Consider the following 17096-nt stretch of genomic DNA (forward strand, 5'->3'; position numbering starts at 1 on the left):
TATAAATGTTCAATTTATTAGTAAAAAGCAGCTTAAAAAACCGCTTGGTTGTGCTCTTGCTTGCCTTTGTCTTGATGGCTTATGGTGTGTGGCAAGGGCAAAAACTGCCTGTGGATGTGTTTCCAAACCTTAATAAACCGGTTGTTACTGTGTTAACTGAAGCAGGTGGTATGGCACCTGAAGAAGTTGAGCAACTAGTGACCTTTCCCCTTGAAAATTTACTCAATGGGGTGACTGGTGTTACCCGTATTCGCTCAACCTCAGGCATTGGTTTATCCATTGTTTACATTGAGTTTGAATGGGATACCGATATTTATCGTAATCGTCAGTTGGTCTCTGAGCGATTAGATTTAGCATCAGAGCAACTACCGACGGGCATTACGTCTGTGATGGGTCCTGTGTCATCTATTATGGGGGAGGTGATGTTAATTGCGCTGCCAATTGATGCCGAAGATGATACTGATGCAATGGCTGCCCGCGAATATGCCGATTTTATATTGCGCCCACGATTATTAGCTATTCCGGGTGTGTCACAGGTGATCCCTATTGGTGGTGAAGTACGTCAGTTGCGTGTTGCACCCGATACAATGCGCATGCGTCAGTTAAATGTGAATTTAGCGTCACTAAAAGCATCGCTAAATGACTTTGCTACTAATTTCGGTGGTGGCTTTGTTGATTTAAACAATCAAGAATATTTAATTCGCCACCAAGGCCGCACGCTTGATGAAGAACACCTGAAAAACTTGGCGGTTGGCTGGCATGATGGTCGTCCAGTGCTACTTTCTCAAGTTGCCTCTGTGAGTTATGCCGCAGCTGAAAAACGCGGTGATGGCGGCTTTAATGGCAAGCCCGCGGTGGTGATTAATGTGCAGAAACAACCCAATGCCGACACGGTGCAATTAACCACACAAATTGAATCAGCCCTAACAGAGCTCAATGCAGGTTTACCAAAAGGTATTGCCCAGCCACAAGTACTGTTCCGCCAAGCAGATTTTATCAAATCATCCATTGATAATGTGACAGAAGCGCTGCGAGATGGTGCCTTTATGGTCACTATCGTACTGTTTTTGTTTTTATTTTCAGCAAAAACAACGCTTATTTCATTGTTTGCTATTCCGCTTTCTTTAGCGGTGACGGTATTAATTTTTCAATGGCTTGGCCAAAGCATTAACGTTATGACCTTGGGCGGCCTTGCAATTGCCATCGGTGAATTAGTGGATGACTCGGTGGTAGACGTTGAAAACATTCTAAGGCGCTTAAAACAGAACGCGCAATCGCAATCACCAAAATCTGTTTTTGATGTGGTGTGGCAAGCCAGTGTAGAAGTGCGCTCAGGCATTGTTTACGCAACCGCGATTGTTATCTTGGTATTTTTACCGCTGTTTGCGCTACCAGGCATTGAAGGTCGATTGTTTTCGCCGTTAGGGCTTGCCTATATTGTTGCGATCTTAGGTTCATTATTGGTGTCGATGACGGTGACCCCTGTGCTGTGTTACTACTTATTACCGAATGCCAAAGTGATCCACCAAGGCGATAGCTGGTTGGTAGTAAAATTAAAGCACTTACAAAGCCTTTGGATTGATTGGGCGCTGCCTAAATCAAAACAGCTGATTGCGCTAACAGGTGTTGTAGCGCTGCTTTCGGCGGCGAGTATTTCGCAATTTCCTCGCGCATTTTTACCTGCATTTAATGAAGGTTCGCTGGTGCTTGGTATTATTTTTGAGCCAGGTACCTCACTTGAAGAATCTAATAAAATGGGGCATTTAGCAGAGTCGTTATTAATGTCTGTGCCAGAAGTCACGCAAGTGGGTAGGCGCACAGGCCGTGCAGAATTAGATGAACACGCTGAAGGCGTTCACTCGTCAGAGGTAGATGTAGACTTAGTTTCATCTGAACGAAGTCGCGATGAAGTACTTGCTGAAATTCGTGACAAATTGTCTGTTTTGCCAGGGTAAGTTGCTATCGGTCAGCCAATTTCGCATAGACTCGACCACTTACTATCGGGTGTACGTGCGCAGCTTGCGATTAAGCTGTTTAGCGATGATTTAGAGGGCTTACGTATCAGTGCTGAAAGTCTTAGAAAAAAACTTGAAAGCGTCCCCGGCCTTGTCGATATCAACATTGAAAAGCAAGTGCTTATTCCGCAGTTGAGTGTGCGTTTAAGGTATCAAGACTTAGCTAAATATGGCCTAACACCAGGCTCTGCGCTTCGCCAATTAAACATGCTTACTGAGGGAGTCAGCGTGACCGATGTGATTGATGGGGTAAAACGCTTTGAGTTGGTACTCCGTTTAGAAGATCAAAACAGAACGCCAACAGCCATTGCAAATACCTTAATTGATTCACCAGCGGGTGCAATTCCAGTTGCCTATATTGCTGATATTGAATTGCTTGATGGCCCTAATCAGGTGCTTCGTGAAAATGGACGCCGCCGTTTAGTGTTATATGCAAACAGTGAAAATGTCGATGTACGAGCGCTGCTTGCAGATATTCGCGACATCGTGATCGCCCATGAACTACCTGATGACAGCTTCATTAGTCTAGAAGGACAATTTTTAGCGCAAGAACAAGCCATGCGTTTGCTCATTGTGCTGTCAGTTTTGTCATTTGCACTGATCTTCTTGGTACTTTATTTGCGTTATCAATCCATGGTGTTTGCAAACATTATTATGTGCAGTTTACCTATGGCCTTAATTGGAGCCGTGCTTGCGATGTGGTTAACCCACACTTCGCTGTCGGTCGCATCTGTGGTTGGGTTTATTACCTTAACGGGGATCGCAGCACGAAATGGCATCTTAAAAATCAGCCACTATCTAAACTTAATTCGCTTTGAGGGCGAGTCATTCGATAAAGCCTTGATTATTCGCGGTGCAAAAGAGCGCTTATTACCTGTACTTATGACCTCGATGGTAACAGCGTTCGCGTTAATACCTTTGTTGTGGGCGGCTGATCAGCCAGGTAAAGAGATACTCCACCCAGTTGCAATTGTTATCTTCTCGGGTCTTATAAGCTCGACCTTATTAGATACTTTATTAACACCCTTGCTGTACTGGAAGTTTGGTAAAAAACCCACTGAAAAATGGTTGAGTAATAACTCAAAAGAACTTATTTAACCTGAGCTTTGGTTAAGAGATTTAATTATTCGCTTCCCTTTGCGTAAATGCGAAGGAGCAAGCTTCTTAATATCAACATAAAGAGAAATAAAACATGAAAAACACATTTATTACATTAGTTTTCGTAGCGCTTGGCGCACTGTTCTTCGCACCAAATGCATCAGCACATGGTGATACAAAGCCCCTTCATGGTGGCGTAGTGAAAGTTGAACACGAAATGGTCTTTGAACTTGTTCGTGAAGAGTCAGGTGCTAGCTTATATCTTCGTGACCATGGAAAGCCTTACCCAACGGAAAAAGTAACAGGTGACATTACAGTGCTTGCAAAAGGTAAGAAATCAGATGTTGAACTTACTTCGGCTGGCGGTAACAAAATGTCAGCTAATATTGTTATTCCTGAGGGTGCAAAAGTATTAGTTAAAGTAAAAGAAGATGGTCACCACAGTGTGACAGTTCGCTTTACTTTCTAATGAGTAATTTGAATACCTTAGCTTAGGCTAGGGTATTCATTTTTTATGCTTTAAGGTTGCAGCAACATCTTTGTCCAAACATCATTTTTTTTGGTAAAACGAGTCCTAAGATGTAAGCGGCTTTCTGCGAATGCTAAAAACTCAATTGAGACAGGTCGAATACGATACCCTCCCCAATTTTGAGGTTTTGTTACTTCCTTCCCTTCAAGTGTTTGTTGAGTTTTATCAAACTGCTCAACTAATGCTGACTCTGACGATAGCGGCTGGCTTTGTTCGCAGCTTAATGTGGTTAGTTGTGCTGAACGCGAACGTGTCTGCCAAAACTGTATTGCTGCTTGCTCTGAGATCTGTTCAGCTAGTCCGACAACTCTTACTTGCTGGCCTATGTGATCCCACCATACGCTCAGTGAAACTTTTGGGTTGCGGCTGATTTCTTGACCCTTGTTTGAATCATAATAAGTACAAAACACAAATCCTTGTTCATCAACCTGTTTTAGATCTACAAAGCGGCTTTCTGGAAATCCTTCTGCGTTTATTGTCGATACACAAACTGCGCTCTTCTGCTGCAAAGGCGAATCCAGTAATGCTTGTTGCCATAAATCATTGAACTTCTCTATTGGGTTATTCATGTTTATCTTTTCCTTAATTTACAACTTACCTTGCTTGATTTCGCTTAAGAGTACAAAGCTAAATACCATGATTGGCAAGTTTGTGGTCACTGGATTAAAAGCTTCAATTAACAATTGCGGTTGAAGCATAACAACCGAGAGTAATAAAAAAGCTAGTGCGAGTATATTTAAGATATTCATGAGCTTAGTTTTATAAAAAACGAAAAATAACAAACCAAATATCACTTCGCCAATACCCGCCGCCTTAGTTATTAAATAAGAAATATCATCTGAAAAACCTATGCTGCCCGTCATGAGCTGTTCGAGTGGCGCAACATGCACAAGCTTTGGAAAAATACCGTGATACAACCACACAAAAGTAATCATATAACGGGCCATTTGAACTGTTGTCATGCTAAATCCTATTAAACTCACTTCTTACCGCACCCGGTGCTTCACCTTGGTGTTGTTTAAATGCTTTACGAAAAGCCGCTTCTGATTCATAGCCACTGAGCTCTGCTATGTCGGCAACACTTTTCTCAGTATTCACAAGCAAACGATATGCCTCAACCATTCGCCATTTAACTAAATACTTCATCGGGCTTAAGCCAACCAGACTTGTAAACTTGTCAGAAAAGTTCGAGCGACTCATCAGCGCTTCGTCGGCCAATACTTGTAACTGCCAATTGCGTTGTGGGTTTTGGTGAATGGCATTCAATGCCTTGGCTATTCGCGTATCAAACATCGCAGCTAATAGCCCTGAATTTAATGCACTTGTTTCAACTTGTTGTCTTAAAACTTCAATAAAAAGCAGATAAGCCAATTGATCAACCACGGTATAGCACCCTACCCTAGCCTGCTTTAACTCATTGATCATCATTTCAATCAGCCTGCGAGTTTTAGCATCATCAGTATTTGTACTTGCTTGGAGATGGATCACCTCAGGCATTGCATCTAATAGCGGATTCATCTGAGCATGCTTAAATTCAAAAAAGCCACAGACCATATTGGTTACTGCGCCATCATTGCTCATTGGGGCGTTTATTAACTGTTCATCAGGCTTATCCGCAGAGCTGGCAATGATATGTTGATGATCGTGCGGAAAAATCACCAAGTCCCATTTCTTTAGTTGCTTAATCTCACCATTCATATGCAACCAAGCCTCACCATCACCAATTAAATGAAATGGAATACGACGACTACCTGATGTATCAACGGCCCATGTGCCACAAAAGTCGCCGTTCACATACACCTCGGCGTTAAGTGACAAGCGCTTCAACAGCACACTCAAAGGATCGGGGTCATTTAAGTATATATTTGGACTTTCGGACATGATTTTCGAATATTATGACATAGTGCAATGAATGGGCTCTATTTAAACTTGCTTGCACAAATTAAGCAAACCGGATCAAATACCAACCCCATGGCCAACATCACATTGTTTCATAAAGACTACTGCCCTTATTGCAAAGCAGCCAAAGCGTTACTAGCCAAATTAAACTGGCAGTACAAAGAAATTGAAGTATCAGATGACCAAGATGCATTTAACAACATGGTTGAGCTGAGCGGCGGGCGAAGAACCGTGCCACAGATATTCATTAATGACCAGCACATAGGTGGATTTGATGACTTTCAAAGCTTATGTGAAAAAGCTAGGCAAACTAAAACGTGCTTAAAATCATGGGCGAACTCTGACTCGCCCGTTTTTATTAGCCGCGTTATTTAAGGTTTAATTACGCACTTTATGATGAAGCCAGTGAGTAAACGTATGCCTCAACTTGCTCGCCGCTCTCAAGGGTTGCATTCACTATAACCCGCTCGTACTGTTCACCCTCAAACTCATCCAGCATTGCCCAGTGTTCTTTCAAGGCATAAGAACAGAATAACAGCCCCGAGACTTCACCAGCTGCATCATCTAGTTTAATTGCAGGAAAACCGAGTTCAGCTCCCCACCCTGCTTGATGCAAATCCCCTTTGACAGTCGCAGGCAACCATTCACCTTCAACTTCCTACAAAATATGCTCATTTGGCTTGCCCGTCGCGAGCGTCCCATATACAAACAACCTTTCCACTTTATCATCCCGTTTTTTTATAAGAGTTAAAACATATAAGAAAGGTGATTTACAGAACAGCTTTTTATACGGTTTCTCACAAAAATTAATACTGCCAAATAGGTACACTTTTCTGATACAGTGCTGATAAATAAAAATAAAGAATCTCAGGACACGCTATGGAAGCACACATCTTAATAGGCATTACTGCAGTAGTGGCATTGCTAATTACAGCTTTCAAATTTAAATCAAAACAATTAGCTAAAAGAAAAGCCCACATAAAAAACTTTAAGGTACCCGCAAAGGTTTTGCAGACGGTTAAAAGCCGCTACCCGCATCTGTCTGACGAACAGTTAAAAACAGTAGAAAGGGGCTTGAGAGAATGGTTCCATGTAAATTTATTAGCCAAAGGTAAGCCCGTTTCAATGCCTTCGCAGGTTGTTGATGTGGCATGGCATGAACTCATTTTGTTTACCAAGTTCTATCAGGACTTTTGCAAAAAAGCGTTTGGCCGTTTTTTACACCACCATCCAGCCGAAGCCATGTCTTCTCCCAAATCAGCTCAACAAGGCATAAAAACCGCTTGGAAACTAGCATGTGCTAAAGAAAGAATTTCTCCTCTAAAACCTACCCGATTACCACTTTTATTCGCAATAGATGCCTTGCTTGATATCGAAGATGGATTTAAGTATCAACTTAATTGCCAAGGGCTCGGTAAAGAGGGTTATTGTGCAACACATATAGGTTGCTCAGCTTCATGTGGCTCTAGTGGTGTTGCTGACGGGGGTGGTGATTCTGGGGGCTGCTCTGGGGGTGGCTGCGGGGGAGGAAGTTAATAAAAGCTGCTAAAAATCGCTCAAAATGCACTAAATAACGCAAATTTGAAATTAATTAAATCGATTGCCTGTCTTGCAAAGTACTAGCTTATTCAAATAAATAATTAAGTCACCTTCAGGTAATCGATATGACAACACATACTTACGTTTATAGCGCTGCAGTCGCGCTTATTTTTTCAGGCCAAATTATTGCTGCTCCAGAAAAACCTGTATCCGCAAATGAATTTATTCAATTATTTGAAAAGTTAAACGGTAAACACCCTGGCGTTCGTAAAGCTCATGTCTCTGGTGTATGTGCTATTGGAGAGTTTCAACCCAATACGCAAATTAACTTATTCAAAAATGCGCCTCTTTTAAGTAGCGGTGCACTCCCCGTCACAATAAGGTTTTCAATGGGTGGTGGTAACCCAATCGCAGACGAACGAACAACAGGCACCCGCGGTATGGGCATGCAAATTAACTTACCGGGTGGCGCTCGACATATCTTTACCGGTAATAACTTCCCTATTTTTGCAGGCAAAGATCCCGAAACCTTCTTTGGCTTTTTATCAACCTTATTACCCGATGAAAGTGGTAAGCGCGATCCAAAGAAGACCCAAGAGTACATAAAGAATAACCCGAGCGTGCAAGGCAATGTGGCTTGGAATGCACAAGCTAAAACACCGGCCTCATATGCCAACACTGAATTTTTTGGTTTACATACTTTCTTTTATGGTAATGGCGCTGAGCAAGTAAAATTTCGCTGGCAACTTACGCCAGACTTAGGTGTAAAAACACTATCAAAAGAACAAGCCCAGCAGCTTAAGTCCACTTTCTTAGCTGACAAGCTCGCTAATCAACTTACTCAAGGTACTGTATCTTTTACGCTTAATGCTGTAATTGGTGAAAAGCAAGATGTGGTAAATAACCCCTCTGTTCAATGGCCAGCAGACAGAACACAAGTCGCACTTGGTAAAGTAGTACTTAAACAATCAGGCGGAGATGCTTGTACGCCAATCAACTTTGACCCAAATGTGATTTCTCAAGGCTTTACGGCCAGTGACGACCCAGTACTGAAAATGCGTTCAATGGCTTATGCAATTTCATTTGGTAAGCGTTTAAGCGGCCAGTAACCAGCTTTACCTTAACCTAGAAGGCAAATTTTCCTTCTAGGTTACCTGTTTCATATGCAATCCCATGTAGAGTATTGATTCGTACATTTTCCTACTTCAATTAATGCAAATAAAAGCGCTTCTCATTTAAAATTTCATATGTATAATTGCCTTGGATAAAATAGTCGTCAGCCCGTTGTAATTAATAATGAAACTTTCAAATTTGCTTGGCACTGTCAGACAATGGCACTGGATCACTTCTGCATTATGCCTTGTCGGTATGTTGCTATTTTCAGTAACGGGGATCACTCTAAATCATGCTGCAGATATCAAAGCGACACCAGTGGTAACCACATTAGAAATTGAGCTTAGTGAGGGTATTAAACAAACGCTGAGCAGTCGAGGAAGCGGCCCTCTTCCTCAAGCAGTTAGGCAGTTTTTGATAAATGAACACAATATTGCCACACCAAAAACAGATGCAGAGTGGGATGACTACGAAGTGTATTTGGGCATGCCCAAACCTGGCGGTGATGCTTGGTTAACCATTGAGCTTGAAAGTGGATTGCTTATCTATGAGAACACCGACCGCGGAGTAATCTCATACCTTAACGATTTACATAAAGGACGAAATACCAGCGACGCTTGGCGTTGGTTTATCGACTTTTTTTCAATCCTTTGCATCGTATTTTCTTTGAGCGGTTTATGGCTGCTTGTACGCTATGCAAATCAACGTCCAAGCACATGGCCCTTAGTTGTTGCTGGTGCGATTTTTCCAGTTCTAATTTTAATACTCAGTGCACATTAAGGAATAAATATGAAACAAGTTATAGCCTCAGCCTTATTGGCTGTTGTTACAGCGCCAACTTTAGCGAGTGATATTAATGTCTCGGTCGAGATCCCAAGACTGGATGTTGCTGAATACCATAAACCTTACGTTGCAGTTTGGATTGAAAACAGTAAAAACAAGGTAGTGAGCAACTTAGCTGTCTGGTACGACGTTGATATGCGTAATAACGAAGGCGAAAAGTGGCTAAAAGATATGCGTCAATGGTGGCGCAGAACGGGGCGTAACCTTGACTTACCTGTTGATGGTATGAGCGGGGCGACTCAAGGCCCTGGTACGCACCAGTTGAACTTTTCTCTTGCAGAAGCCAAATTAACAGATCTACCTACTGGAAAATATCGCCTACGCGTTGAAGCTGCTCGCGAAGTCGGTGGCAGAGAACTCATTAATATTCCGTTCAACTGGCCGCAAGCAGACATGCAGACATTTAACAAATCGGGTAAAACCGAGCTTGGCGCCATTTCATTCACTATTAACCCATAGGACCCTCCCCATGAAAGTAACCTTTCTTAAGTCGCTATTATTAGCAGGTTTAGCTGCTAGTTGCTTTAACGTTAACGCACACCGAGCTTGGATTGTGCCACAAGAAACACAGCTATCAGGTGAAAACCGCTGGGTAAGTTTTGATGCCGCCGTTTCAAACGATATTTTCGTTTCAAATTATAATCCAGGTCGATTTACTGGAGTGAAAGTAAATGAACCTGATGGTTCAGCAACCCAAGTTGAAAATATGCACAAAGGCAAATACCGTCATGTGTTTGACTTGGCATTAAAACAGCAGGGCACATACAAAATTTTCATGGAAACAAGTGGCTTGTATGCCCAATGGAAAGAAAATGGCAAACCAAAATGGTACCCGGGTCGTGGTGAGGCTTTCTCTATGGCTGAGTTTGAAAAACGCGTACCTAAAAAAGCCGATGATTTAAATATTAGCCAATACGCTCGTCGTATGGAAACTTTCGTTACCTTAGGCGCACCAACCAATAAAACCCTAAAGCCAACGAATAAAGGTTTAGAACTCGTTGCTATTACACACCCAAATGAACTTTATGCTGGTGAAGAAGCACAGTTCAAATTCTTAATTGATGGTAAACCTGCTGTCGGCGCTGAAATTACTGCAATTCAAGAAGGGACTCGTTTCCGTGATGCACAGGAAGAAATTAAATCCAGAAGTAATGATGAAGGCATAGTGACATTAAAATGGAATGGTGCTGGTCGCTACTTCTTAGAAGCTGAGTATGAAGATAGCCAAGCCAAAGCCCCTGCGATGGTAAGAAATGGCACTTACATTGCCGTTTTAGAAGTGCTACCTGACTAAAATGCTAAGCGCATCTCTCTTTATGCAAGCCGGCCTGCTTTTGGTCGGCTATTTCGTTTTTACGCTATTTTGCTATCGTAAAGTGATTGTTGCCAAGTGGCAAACCCATAAACAACGTAATGCAAAAACGCTCATTGCCTACGCGAGCGAAAGCGGCTCTGGCAAAAAACTTGCTCATGAGCTGCATACTGAACTTAAAACTCAGGGCGACCTTGCCTTGTGTTTAACCTTAAACCAAGTCACCGAGCAACAATTAAATCAAACTGATACCTTGTTAATCATTGCCAGTACTTATGGTGAAGGGGAAGCCCCTGATAATGGCAGGCACTTTCTGGATAAGCTAAGCAAACTTAAAAGCACACTTTCACATCTCAATTATGCAGTACTTGCTCTTGGAGACAGAGAATATAGTCAGTACTGTCAATTTGGCCTTGCACTCAATCAAGCTCTGAAAAGCAAACTCTGCAAGCCATTATTCGAACCTATTCTTGTCAACAAACTTGATGAAAACAGTATCAATGAATGGAATTCAAACCTATTGAGCAAAGGCTTGCTAAAACAGGCTGTGCCGCGCTCAATGCTATCGGCTACTCATCCGCCTATTCAGCAGCTCAAACTCACTGACCGACAGCAAGTAAATATTAATAGCCCCGGCGCTCCCTTATTTGAAATAAATCTCGCTGTGCCAAGTGGTTTAACATGGCAAGCCGGTGACATTGCTCGCTTACACATTCAAGATACCGTTCGAGAATACAGTATTGCCAGTGTGCCACAAGAGCAAAGTTTAAAGCTGCTGGTGCGAGAACAAAAACACCCATCAGGTGAACTGGGTCTCGGCTCTGGTTGGCTATGCCACCAAGCAGATTTAAATAGTACGCAAGCATTCTCAATCAGAGCAAACACTAAATTTAATCCATTAGGAATGCATAAAAAGCTCATCTTGATCGGAAATGGCAGCGGTTTAGCAGGGCTTAGAGGCCACTTAAAACATCGAGAAATAAAGCAACATCATGAAAACTGGCTGCTTTACGGTGAGCGATGCGCAGAGCATGACTTACCCTGGCATCGAGAACTCACAGAGTGGTTCAATGCCAAGCATTTAACTGAAATCGATCTCGCTTTTTCTAGGCAGAGCACTAATAGCAACATAAAGGTAGGCCGATGTCATTCTGGCTATGTTCAAGATGCCATGCTTGCCCAGCAAACTAAGTTAAAAGACTGGGTCAACAACGGAGCGGCAATATTTATTTGTGGCAGCTTGCAAGGTATGGCAAAAGACGTTGAAAGCATGTTACTTGATATATTAGGCGAGCCTGTATTATCAAGGCTAGAAAGACAAGGCCTTTATCGTAAAGATGTATATTAAAAATAGTACCAACCTAATCAGCATTAACATCATGAAAGCTTTGCGGCTCACCCTAAGCTTTCAAACATCCCAGCTCAAACTATTTAACCTGAGCCCTAGATAATTTATTTAATTCGACATCAATACGTTAGAAGCACTGTTGACCACAGCTCAGATTATTTCAATCAAAAACAAGAAACTAACTATTCTGTAAACAACATCAAAAAAAACTGACTTATACAATGTTTCGACTGGTTATGTCGGTCAAGATAACTCAGCATTTGCAGGTAATCCAGGCCTGATACTAATACCAACAACGAAATTGCACTAAACCAACTAAAACCACAATTTTATTTCGCGATAATATTCAAAGCCAACATCATTTTAAACTCGTTTTCCTAATAATTTGTCTAGTTTTTTCATCCTAATAAGATGCAATCTAAACTTCAGCCACGTATATTCGTCGTTCAGATTTTTATTCGACACAGTAAAACAATGCGCAATTTAATATTTTCGACTCTCGCCTTATCGGCAACGCTTTCTACAAACGCTTTTGCACACACAGCCCCTATCAAACTTAACTTTCTCGACGAATACATTGTCCCTGCGTCATTAATTGTTGATGGAGATAAAGTTGGTGGTTTATCGAGTATTGAATACTTCAACGGCAAGTATTTAATGGTTACCGATGATTATGACAAGCCACGTTATTTTCAGGTCAAAATCAGTATTGAAGGTGCTGAGATTGAAGACACGAAAATCAGCAATATTACGTTCGAGAAATCATTCCCTCTGATGGGCAATAAATCGAGCAAGCGTGTTGTCGACCCTGAAAGTTTAATTCCTGCACCTAAGCAAAACGGTATCGTTTGGACTAGTGAAGGCAGTGTGAAATACAACAAGCCGCCTGCTATTTTTATGCAATCACTCGCAGGTGACATAAACCAAACCCAAACCACTTTTGCATTGCCTGAAATGTTTAATATCGGCAAAAACACTGGCCCACGCCATAACGCGGTGTTTGAAGGCGTAACACTCGATATGTCGGGTAAAGGTATTTGGGTGTCAATGGAAGGCGCGTTAAAACAAGATGGTGAAGAAGCCACCTTAAAGCACGGCAGCATGGTGCGTATTTCACACTTTGATTTTGCCAGCAAGCAAATGCAAAAACAGTTCGCCTATTATGTTGAACCACTGGTAGACCGCAAAGGCGCTAAACCCGATGCATTTCGCACCACGGGGTTAGTTGAGATCTTACAAATCAGCGAACATCAATTTTTAACCATGGAGCGCTCTTATACCTCAGGGTTAAAAGACGGTGGCAATAATGTAAGTATTTACTTAATCGATACGAAAGATGCGACCGACACATCGAACATTGCTTCTTTAAAAAACCAGTCGTTTAAAGCCGCGAAGAAAACCTTGGTATTAGATTTAGCGACCATCACTGACAAATTAGGGTCGAAGCAGATTGATAACTTGGAGGGCTTAACGTTTGGCCCGACTTTAGCAAATGGCAATCGCAGTTTGCTGATGGTGGCGGATAATAATTTTAATGTGCATGGCCCGCAATTGAATCAGGTGTTGTTGTTTGAGGTTTCTGGCATGTAGGTCGTGCTTTAGCGCGACAGGTTTGAAATTTGCCTTCAATTTGATTCTTTGTCGCGTTGAATTTCAAAATTAAGATTTTCAAAGCGATATGAAAATAGTGCTTCTGAACTCTATCGGTAGCAGCAGCTTTACGCCGCGACTTCTAACTGCTTTTCGTCATTCTGAACTTGTTTCAGAATCTAAGGATTGCTCATCACCTGTCTTCAATTTAACCCTTTGTCGCGTTGACAACTACAGCCGCTGGCGCCCTTCATCACATCTATCGTGCAAAATACACGTTGCGAAGCAAGGTTATTTTGCGCAAGGTGAAATGAGCAATTTTAAATACTGTTGTGGAGTACTCTATCGGTATTTGTGTAGGTCGTGCTTTAGCGCGACAAGTTTAAAGTTTGCCTTCAGTTTAATCTTTTGTCGCGTTGGCGACGACAACCAAGGGGAGGCTAAGCATTTCAATTTAGCCTCTTGCAGAAATTCATCCCTGAAGCTTGGGCCTGTCGGCATCCATGCCTCCACTTCCTCGCGCTGCGAAACTGCGTTTCGGTCACTCGTCACCCCCACGGCGCCCTTCATCACACTAGATCCTTCAAAGAATAAATTGATATGAACGTACACGCCATGAAGGTACATCCATGTACAAGCATGGCTTGGCTCGCATCCATGCGAGCGCATTACTCATCAATTTATTATTTTCAGGGTGTGATAAAAGGGAAAGGGTGTTGTCTGTTGGTTGTGAGTTTCTATTTTAGAGTTGCATGCTCTTTGAGCATATAGATCAGCCTCATTTTTTCTGAATACTACAAGTACACAATGCAAGGCTTGACTCTCCCATTTTCTATGTAAGGAAAAATGGTTGAGTTACTTCAGAAACAGAAGCTAAAATAGCTACTGATAAAACAATATCATAACTATCAATAGGCACGTCTGTTGGTGGAGCTATTCAGCCTACTAGGTGGTACGACGCTACAACATTACCTACTCTCACAGAGAAAACCTGTAATATATCAATAACTTTTTCAGGATTGTACTATATGTATAATTTAAAAAAATTAGATTTGCCTTTATATTTTGTTGTTTTTCTTAGTTTAGTGTTCATTATTTACGTAATTGAATTCAGAGGGACCAGAGAATACAAAAAGCCTTATTGGGTTAATAGCGAAATCACTAGTTATAGTTGTAGAGATTCTGTTGAGGGGGTCCACTATATTAATGTTGACAAAATCGAGGGGAATGTCCTTGTAGCTATTAAATCTCTTTTTTGCGAGGATTTAAAAAAGCTAAGTCAAGGAAAAGTTCAGATTAAAATTAGTTATGGTTATGACAATGTAGCTTATTCATTTGAAATAAAATCTGATGATTTATCTTTTAGCGAAAAAAATGGTGAAATTACATTTTCACTAACTAAGTATTTTACTCTTTATGAAATTTTTATTCTCTCGATTGTTTTTTGTTGGGCTTTCTCAAGGATTATGGGGGTTGTGAGGAGAAATAGGGAGTATTTAGAGCGAATTGAATTAAGGAAATAATGGATTCAAGTTTTGTATTATGCAATTTTTTAGCGGTTAACTATTTAGTTAAGATTATTTTAAATAAACAGGACACCCACCGTCATTTTTGAACAATTCACCTCCATCGCCTACTCATAATTTTAAAATAGTGATCTCGGTTATGATGTTGAAACTGAAAAGGGCTATATTTATAACCCAATTGGGAATCTAGGGGATGATTTATGCTCAACAGTAGTTATAAACGTTTTTTATCAGACACTTGATATATACTATTGGCTGCATAAACATAGAAACTAATTATAATGACTTGACCTTTGGTACTTCGATCGGAACTGCAGTTGGTGTATCAGTAAACTCAGGTTATAAAGGGGACTTTTGATGTTAGATTTGGTGTTTAACTTATTCTTTTTATGTTTTTTTCTCTTAGTAATCCTAATGCTTAAATACTTGAATTCATTGGATGATCTTTTATTAATAAAAAATTCGCAACAAGAAATTGAAAAATTAACTTTATCATTTTCAAAGGGGCAAGATAGATTGATGTTGATGAGAGATATTCGCTTTTATTTTTTGTTGATTACTGGTAAATATAAAACCATTGTTGATTCTGATGAAATGTTAATAGCGCTTGGTATATGTAGAAAATATTTACTTTTTCAATATCCGCTTGCAATCGTAATGTTTTTAATTCCAATTATTAACAAGTTAGCACAATAAGTCTCACTAATAGTGGCTAGTCTTGTATTTTGTAACCTTCTCTTAAATGCAACAGACAACGCCCCTCCCTTCTATTTCGCCCGAAAATAAGCAATTGATGAGTAATATCATCGCATGGATGCGCTGCAAGGCTGATGATGGTTACATGTGAACGAAACGCAGTTTCGCAAGCGCAAGGAAGTTCTGCCATGGTTGCTGACAGGAATAAGCTTCAGGAATGAATTTCAGCTCAGTAACCAATTGAAATGCTTAGCCGCCCTTTAATTGTCGTCGCCAACGCGACAAAAAGTCAAATTGAAGATAAATGATGAGCAAAGCATAGATTCTGAAACAAGTTCAGAATGACGAAAAACAGTTAGAAATCGTGTCATAAAACCGCTGCTATCGAAAGGCAAATTCTAGAATTTTTGGTAGCAGTTATTGCATACTGTAACCTTCACTCAAAACCAACAGACAACGCCCTTTCCCCTTCTATCTCGCCTGAAAATAAGCAATTGATGAGTAATGTCAGCGCATGGATGCGCTGCAAGGCTGATTTAGTTCATGGATGGACTATTCAGCCGTTTACGTTCATATCAATTGCTTGTTTGAAGAAACAGCGAGATAGAGGGGCGCCGAGGGAGTCCAGAGGGCGGTCGGCGGCAGCCGCCCTTTGGTTGTCGTCGCCAACGCGACAAAAAGGTTAAATTGCAGATAAATGATGAACAAAGCATAGATTCTGAAACAAGTTCAGAATGACGAAAGACATTTAGAAATCGCGACATAAAGCCGCTGCTACCGAAAATACTGCCAACTGAGCAAGAGCTTATAATTGTCGTCGCCAGCGCGACAAAAGGTTAAATTGAACGCTGCTTTCAAGCCTATCGCGCTAAAGCACGACCTACACACAAAAAACTCAACTTATGCAAAAGTAACCTTGCTATGCAATGTTGTTTTTGCACTTATCAAATCTCTCTTCTAAACCCCCTACCTCACAAAACCCCAACGCCAAAGCAAACGCTTCATTATTATCATTCACATAAAACAACGCCGGAAAACCACTCACTCTAAGCTGTTGCACTAAGCCCAAATGCTGCTGCAACTGACTTTCAGTTTCAGCCGATAACAGCACTTTTTCATACTCAGCACCGTCCAAACCTATGTCTACTGCACACTCAACAAGAGTCTCATGCAAAGAAGGGTTTTGTGCTTTTTGGTAATACGCAGATTGAATCGCTTTGACCATCTGTTCTGCACTGTTGGGGCTTAAGGTTTCTGCTGCTATCACGGCGCGGCAGGCTGGGTAGGTAGAGCGGTATGGGGTATTTAACTGCCAATAATCGTGATTAAAACTCACTTGCGTGCGTTGTTCAATTTGCTGCCAGTAGCTGGCAATTGCAGTGCGCAAGCTTTCATCCATTGGTTGGTCGTTATCGGGGGCGAGCCCACCCATGATCCAGTCAACTTTAATCTCTGGGTGCTGCTTTAAAAATGCCGCAAGCTCAGGCGCAAAGCCATAACACCAAGCGCACATGGGGTCGACCACATAAATAAACCGCATTGTTTTTACTTTCCTTTTAGCTTTTTATCTAGATTTTTAACTTAGAAG

At 41.4% G+C, this 17096-nt stretch carries 16 protein-coding genes and 1 pseudogene; 12 read left to right on the forward strand and 5 right to left on the reverse strand.

Features of this window, described 5'->3' with window-relative positions:
- Window positions 1-5: 5 nt before the first annotated feature.
- A pseudogene (locus ABMY35_RS14355) lies at window positions 6-3113 on the forward strand (efflux RND transporter permease subunit).
- 94 nt (window positions 3114-3207) lie between these two features.
- Window positions 3208-3582, forward strand: a complete 375-nt coding sequence (locus ABMY35_RS14360) for a hypothetical protein (RefSeq protein WP_349286833.1) — start codon at window positions 3208-3210, stop codon at window positions 3580-3582.
- A 50-nt stretch (window positions 3583-3632) separates the two neighbouring features.
- On the opposite strand, the gene ABMY35_RS14365 is transcribed toward ABMY35_RS14360, so the two are convergent.
- From ABMY35_RS14365 to ABMY35_RS14375, 3 genes are read right to left on the reverse strand one after another with little or no spacing between them, the layout of a single operon-like run.
- On the reverse strand, window positions 3633-4211 hold the full coding sequence (locus ABMY35_RS14365; protein ID WP_349286834.1) for a pyridoxal 5'-phosphate synthase: 579 nt from the start codon (window positions 4209-4211) through the stop codon (window positions 3633-3635).
- Window positions 4212-4229: 18 nt separating this feature from the next.
- Window positions 4230-4604: a DoxX-like family protein gene (locus ABMY35_RS14370; RefSeq protein WP_349286835.1), complete on the reverse strand. Its 375-nt coding sequence runs from the start codon at window positions 4602-4604 to the stop codon at window positions 4230-4232.
- Between the two features lies 1 nt (window position 4605).
- The gene (locus ABMY35_RS14375) at window positions 4606-5523 is read right to left on the reverse strand and encodes an AraC family transcriptional regulator (protein ID WP_349286836.1); all 918 of its coding nucleotides are present in this window, start codon (window positions 5521-5523) and stop codon (window positions 4606-4608) included.
- Between the two features lie 27 nt (window positions 5524-5550).
- On the opposite strand from ABMY35_RS14375, the gene grxC reads away from it, so the two are divergent.
- On the forward strand, window positions 5551-5916 hold the full coding sequence (gene grxC / locus ABMY35_RS14380; RefSeq protein ID WP_349286837.1) for a glutaredoxin 3: 366 nt from the start codon (window positions 5551-5553) through the stop codon (window positions 5914-5916).
- A gap of 16 nt (window positions 5917-5932) precedes the next feature.
- On the opposite strand, the gene ABMY35_RS14385 is transcribed toward grxC, so the two are convergent.
- Complete coding sequence (locus ABMY35_RS14385) at window positions 5933-6181, reverse strand: gamma-glutamylcyclotransferase family protein (RefSeq protein ID WP_349286838.1); 249 nt, start codon at window positions 6179-6181, stop codon at window positions 5933-5935.
- A gap of 239 nt (window positions 6182-6420) precedes the next feature.
- Here ABMY35_RS14385 and ABMY35_RS14390 point away from each other — a divergent pair, with 239 nt between their 5' ends.
- From ABMY35_RS14390 to ABMY35_RS14430, 9 genes are all read left to right on the forward strand, one after another.
- Window positions 6421-7077 (forward strand): hypothetical protein, encoded by a 657-nt coding sequence (locus ABMY35_RS14390; RefSeq protein WP_349286839.1) that lies wholly within the window; start codon window positions 6421-6423, stop codon window positions 7075-7077.
- 128 nt (window positions 7078-7205) lie between these two features.
- Window positions 7206-8189, forward strand: coding sequence for a catalase family peroxidase (locus ABMY35_RS14395; protein WP_349286840.1), 984 nt, complete (start codon window positions 7206-7208; stop codon window positions 8187-8189).
- 187 nt (window positions 8190-8376) lie between these two features.
- Window positions 8377-8973, forward strand: a complete 597-nt coding sequence (locus tag ABMY35_RS14400; protein WP_349286841.1) for a PepSY-associated TM helix domain-containing protein — start codon at window positions 8377-8379, stop codon at window positions 8971-8973.
- Between the two features lie 9 nt (window positions 8974-8982).
- Complete coding sequence (locus ABMY35_RS14405) at window positions 8983-9495, forward strand: DUF2271 domain-containing protein (protein WP_349286842.1); 513 nt, start codon at window positions 8983-8985, stop codon at window positions 9493-9495.
- Window positions 9496-9505: 10 nt separating this feature from the next.
- Entirely contained in the window at window positions 9506-10330 is an 825-nt protein-coding gene (locus ABMY35_RS14410) for a DUF4198 domain-containing protein (RefSeq protein ID WP_349286843.1), read from the forward strand.
- Between the two features lies 1 nt (window position 10331).
- Window positions 10332-11696 (forward strand): sulfite reductase subunit alpha, encoded by a 1365-nt coding sequence (locus tag ABMY35_RS14415; protein WP_349286844.1) that lies wholly within the window; start codon window positions 10332-10334, stop codon window positions 11694-11696.
- A gap of 474 nt (window positions 11697-12170) precedes the next feature.
- Complete coding sequence (locus ABMY35_RS14420; RefSeq protein ID WP_349286845.1) at window positions 12171-13286, forward strand: esterase-like activity of phytase family protein; 1116 nt, start codon at window positions 12171-12173, stop codon at window positions 13284-13286.
- A 1028-nt stretch (window positions 13287-14314) separates the two neighbouring features.
- Entirely contained in the window at window positions 14315-14809 is a 495-nt protein-coding gene (locus ABMY35_RS14425) for a hypothetical protein (RefSeq protein WP_349286846.1), read from the forward strand.
- Between the two features lie 360 nt (window positions 14810-15169).
- The gene (locus tag ABMY35_RS14430) at window positions 15170-15508 is read left to right on the forward strand and encodes a hypothetical protein (RefSeq protein WP_349286847.1); all 339 of its coding nucleotides are present in this window, start codon (window positions 15170-15172) and stop codon (window positions 15506-15508) included.
- Between the two features lie 919 nt (window positions 15509-16427).
- Here the strand turns inward: ABMY35_RS14430 and ABMY35_RS14435 are convergent.
- The gene (locus ABMY35_RS14435; protein WP_349286848.1) at window positions 16428-17048 is read right to left on the reverse strand and encodes a DsbA family protein; all 621 of its coding nucleotides are present in this window, start codon (window positions 17046-17048) and stop codon (window positions 16428-16430) included.
- Between the last annotated feature and the right edge of the window lie 48 nt (window positions 17049-17096).

Origin of the sequence: Pseudoalteromonas sp. BZB3 (assembly GCF_040104455.1) — a bacterium.
In the GTDB taxonomy this organism is placed as follows: domain Bacteria; phylum Pseudomonadota; class Gammaproteobacteria; order Enterobacterales; family Alteromonadaceae; genus Pseudoalteromonas.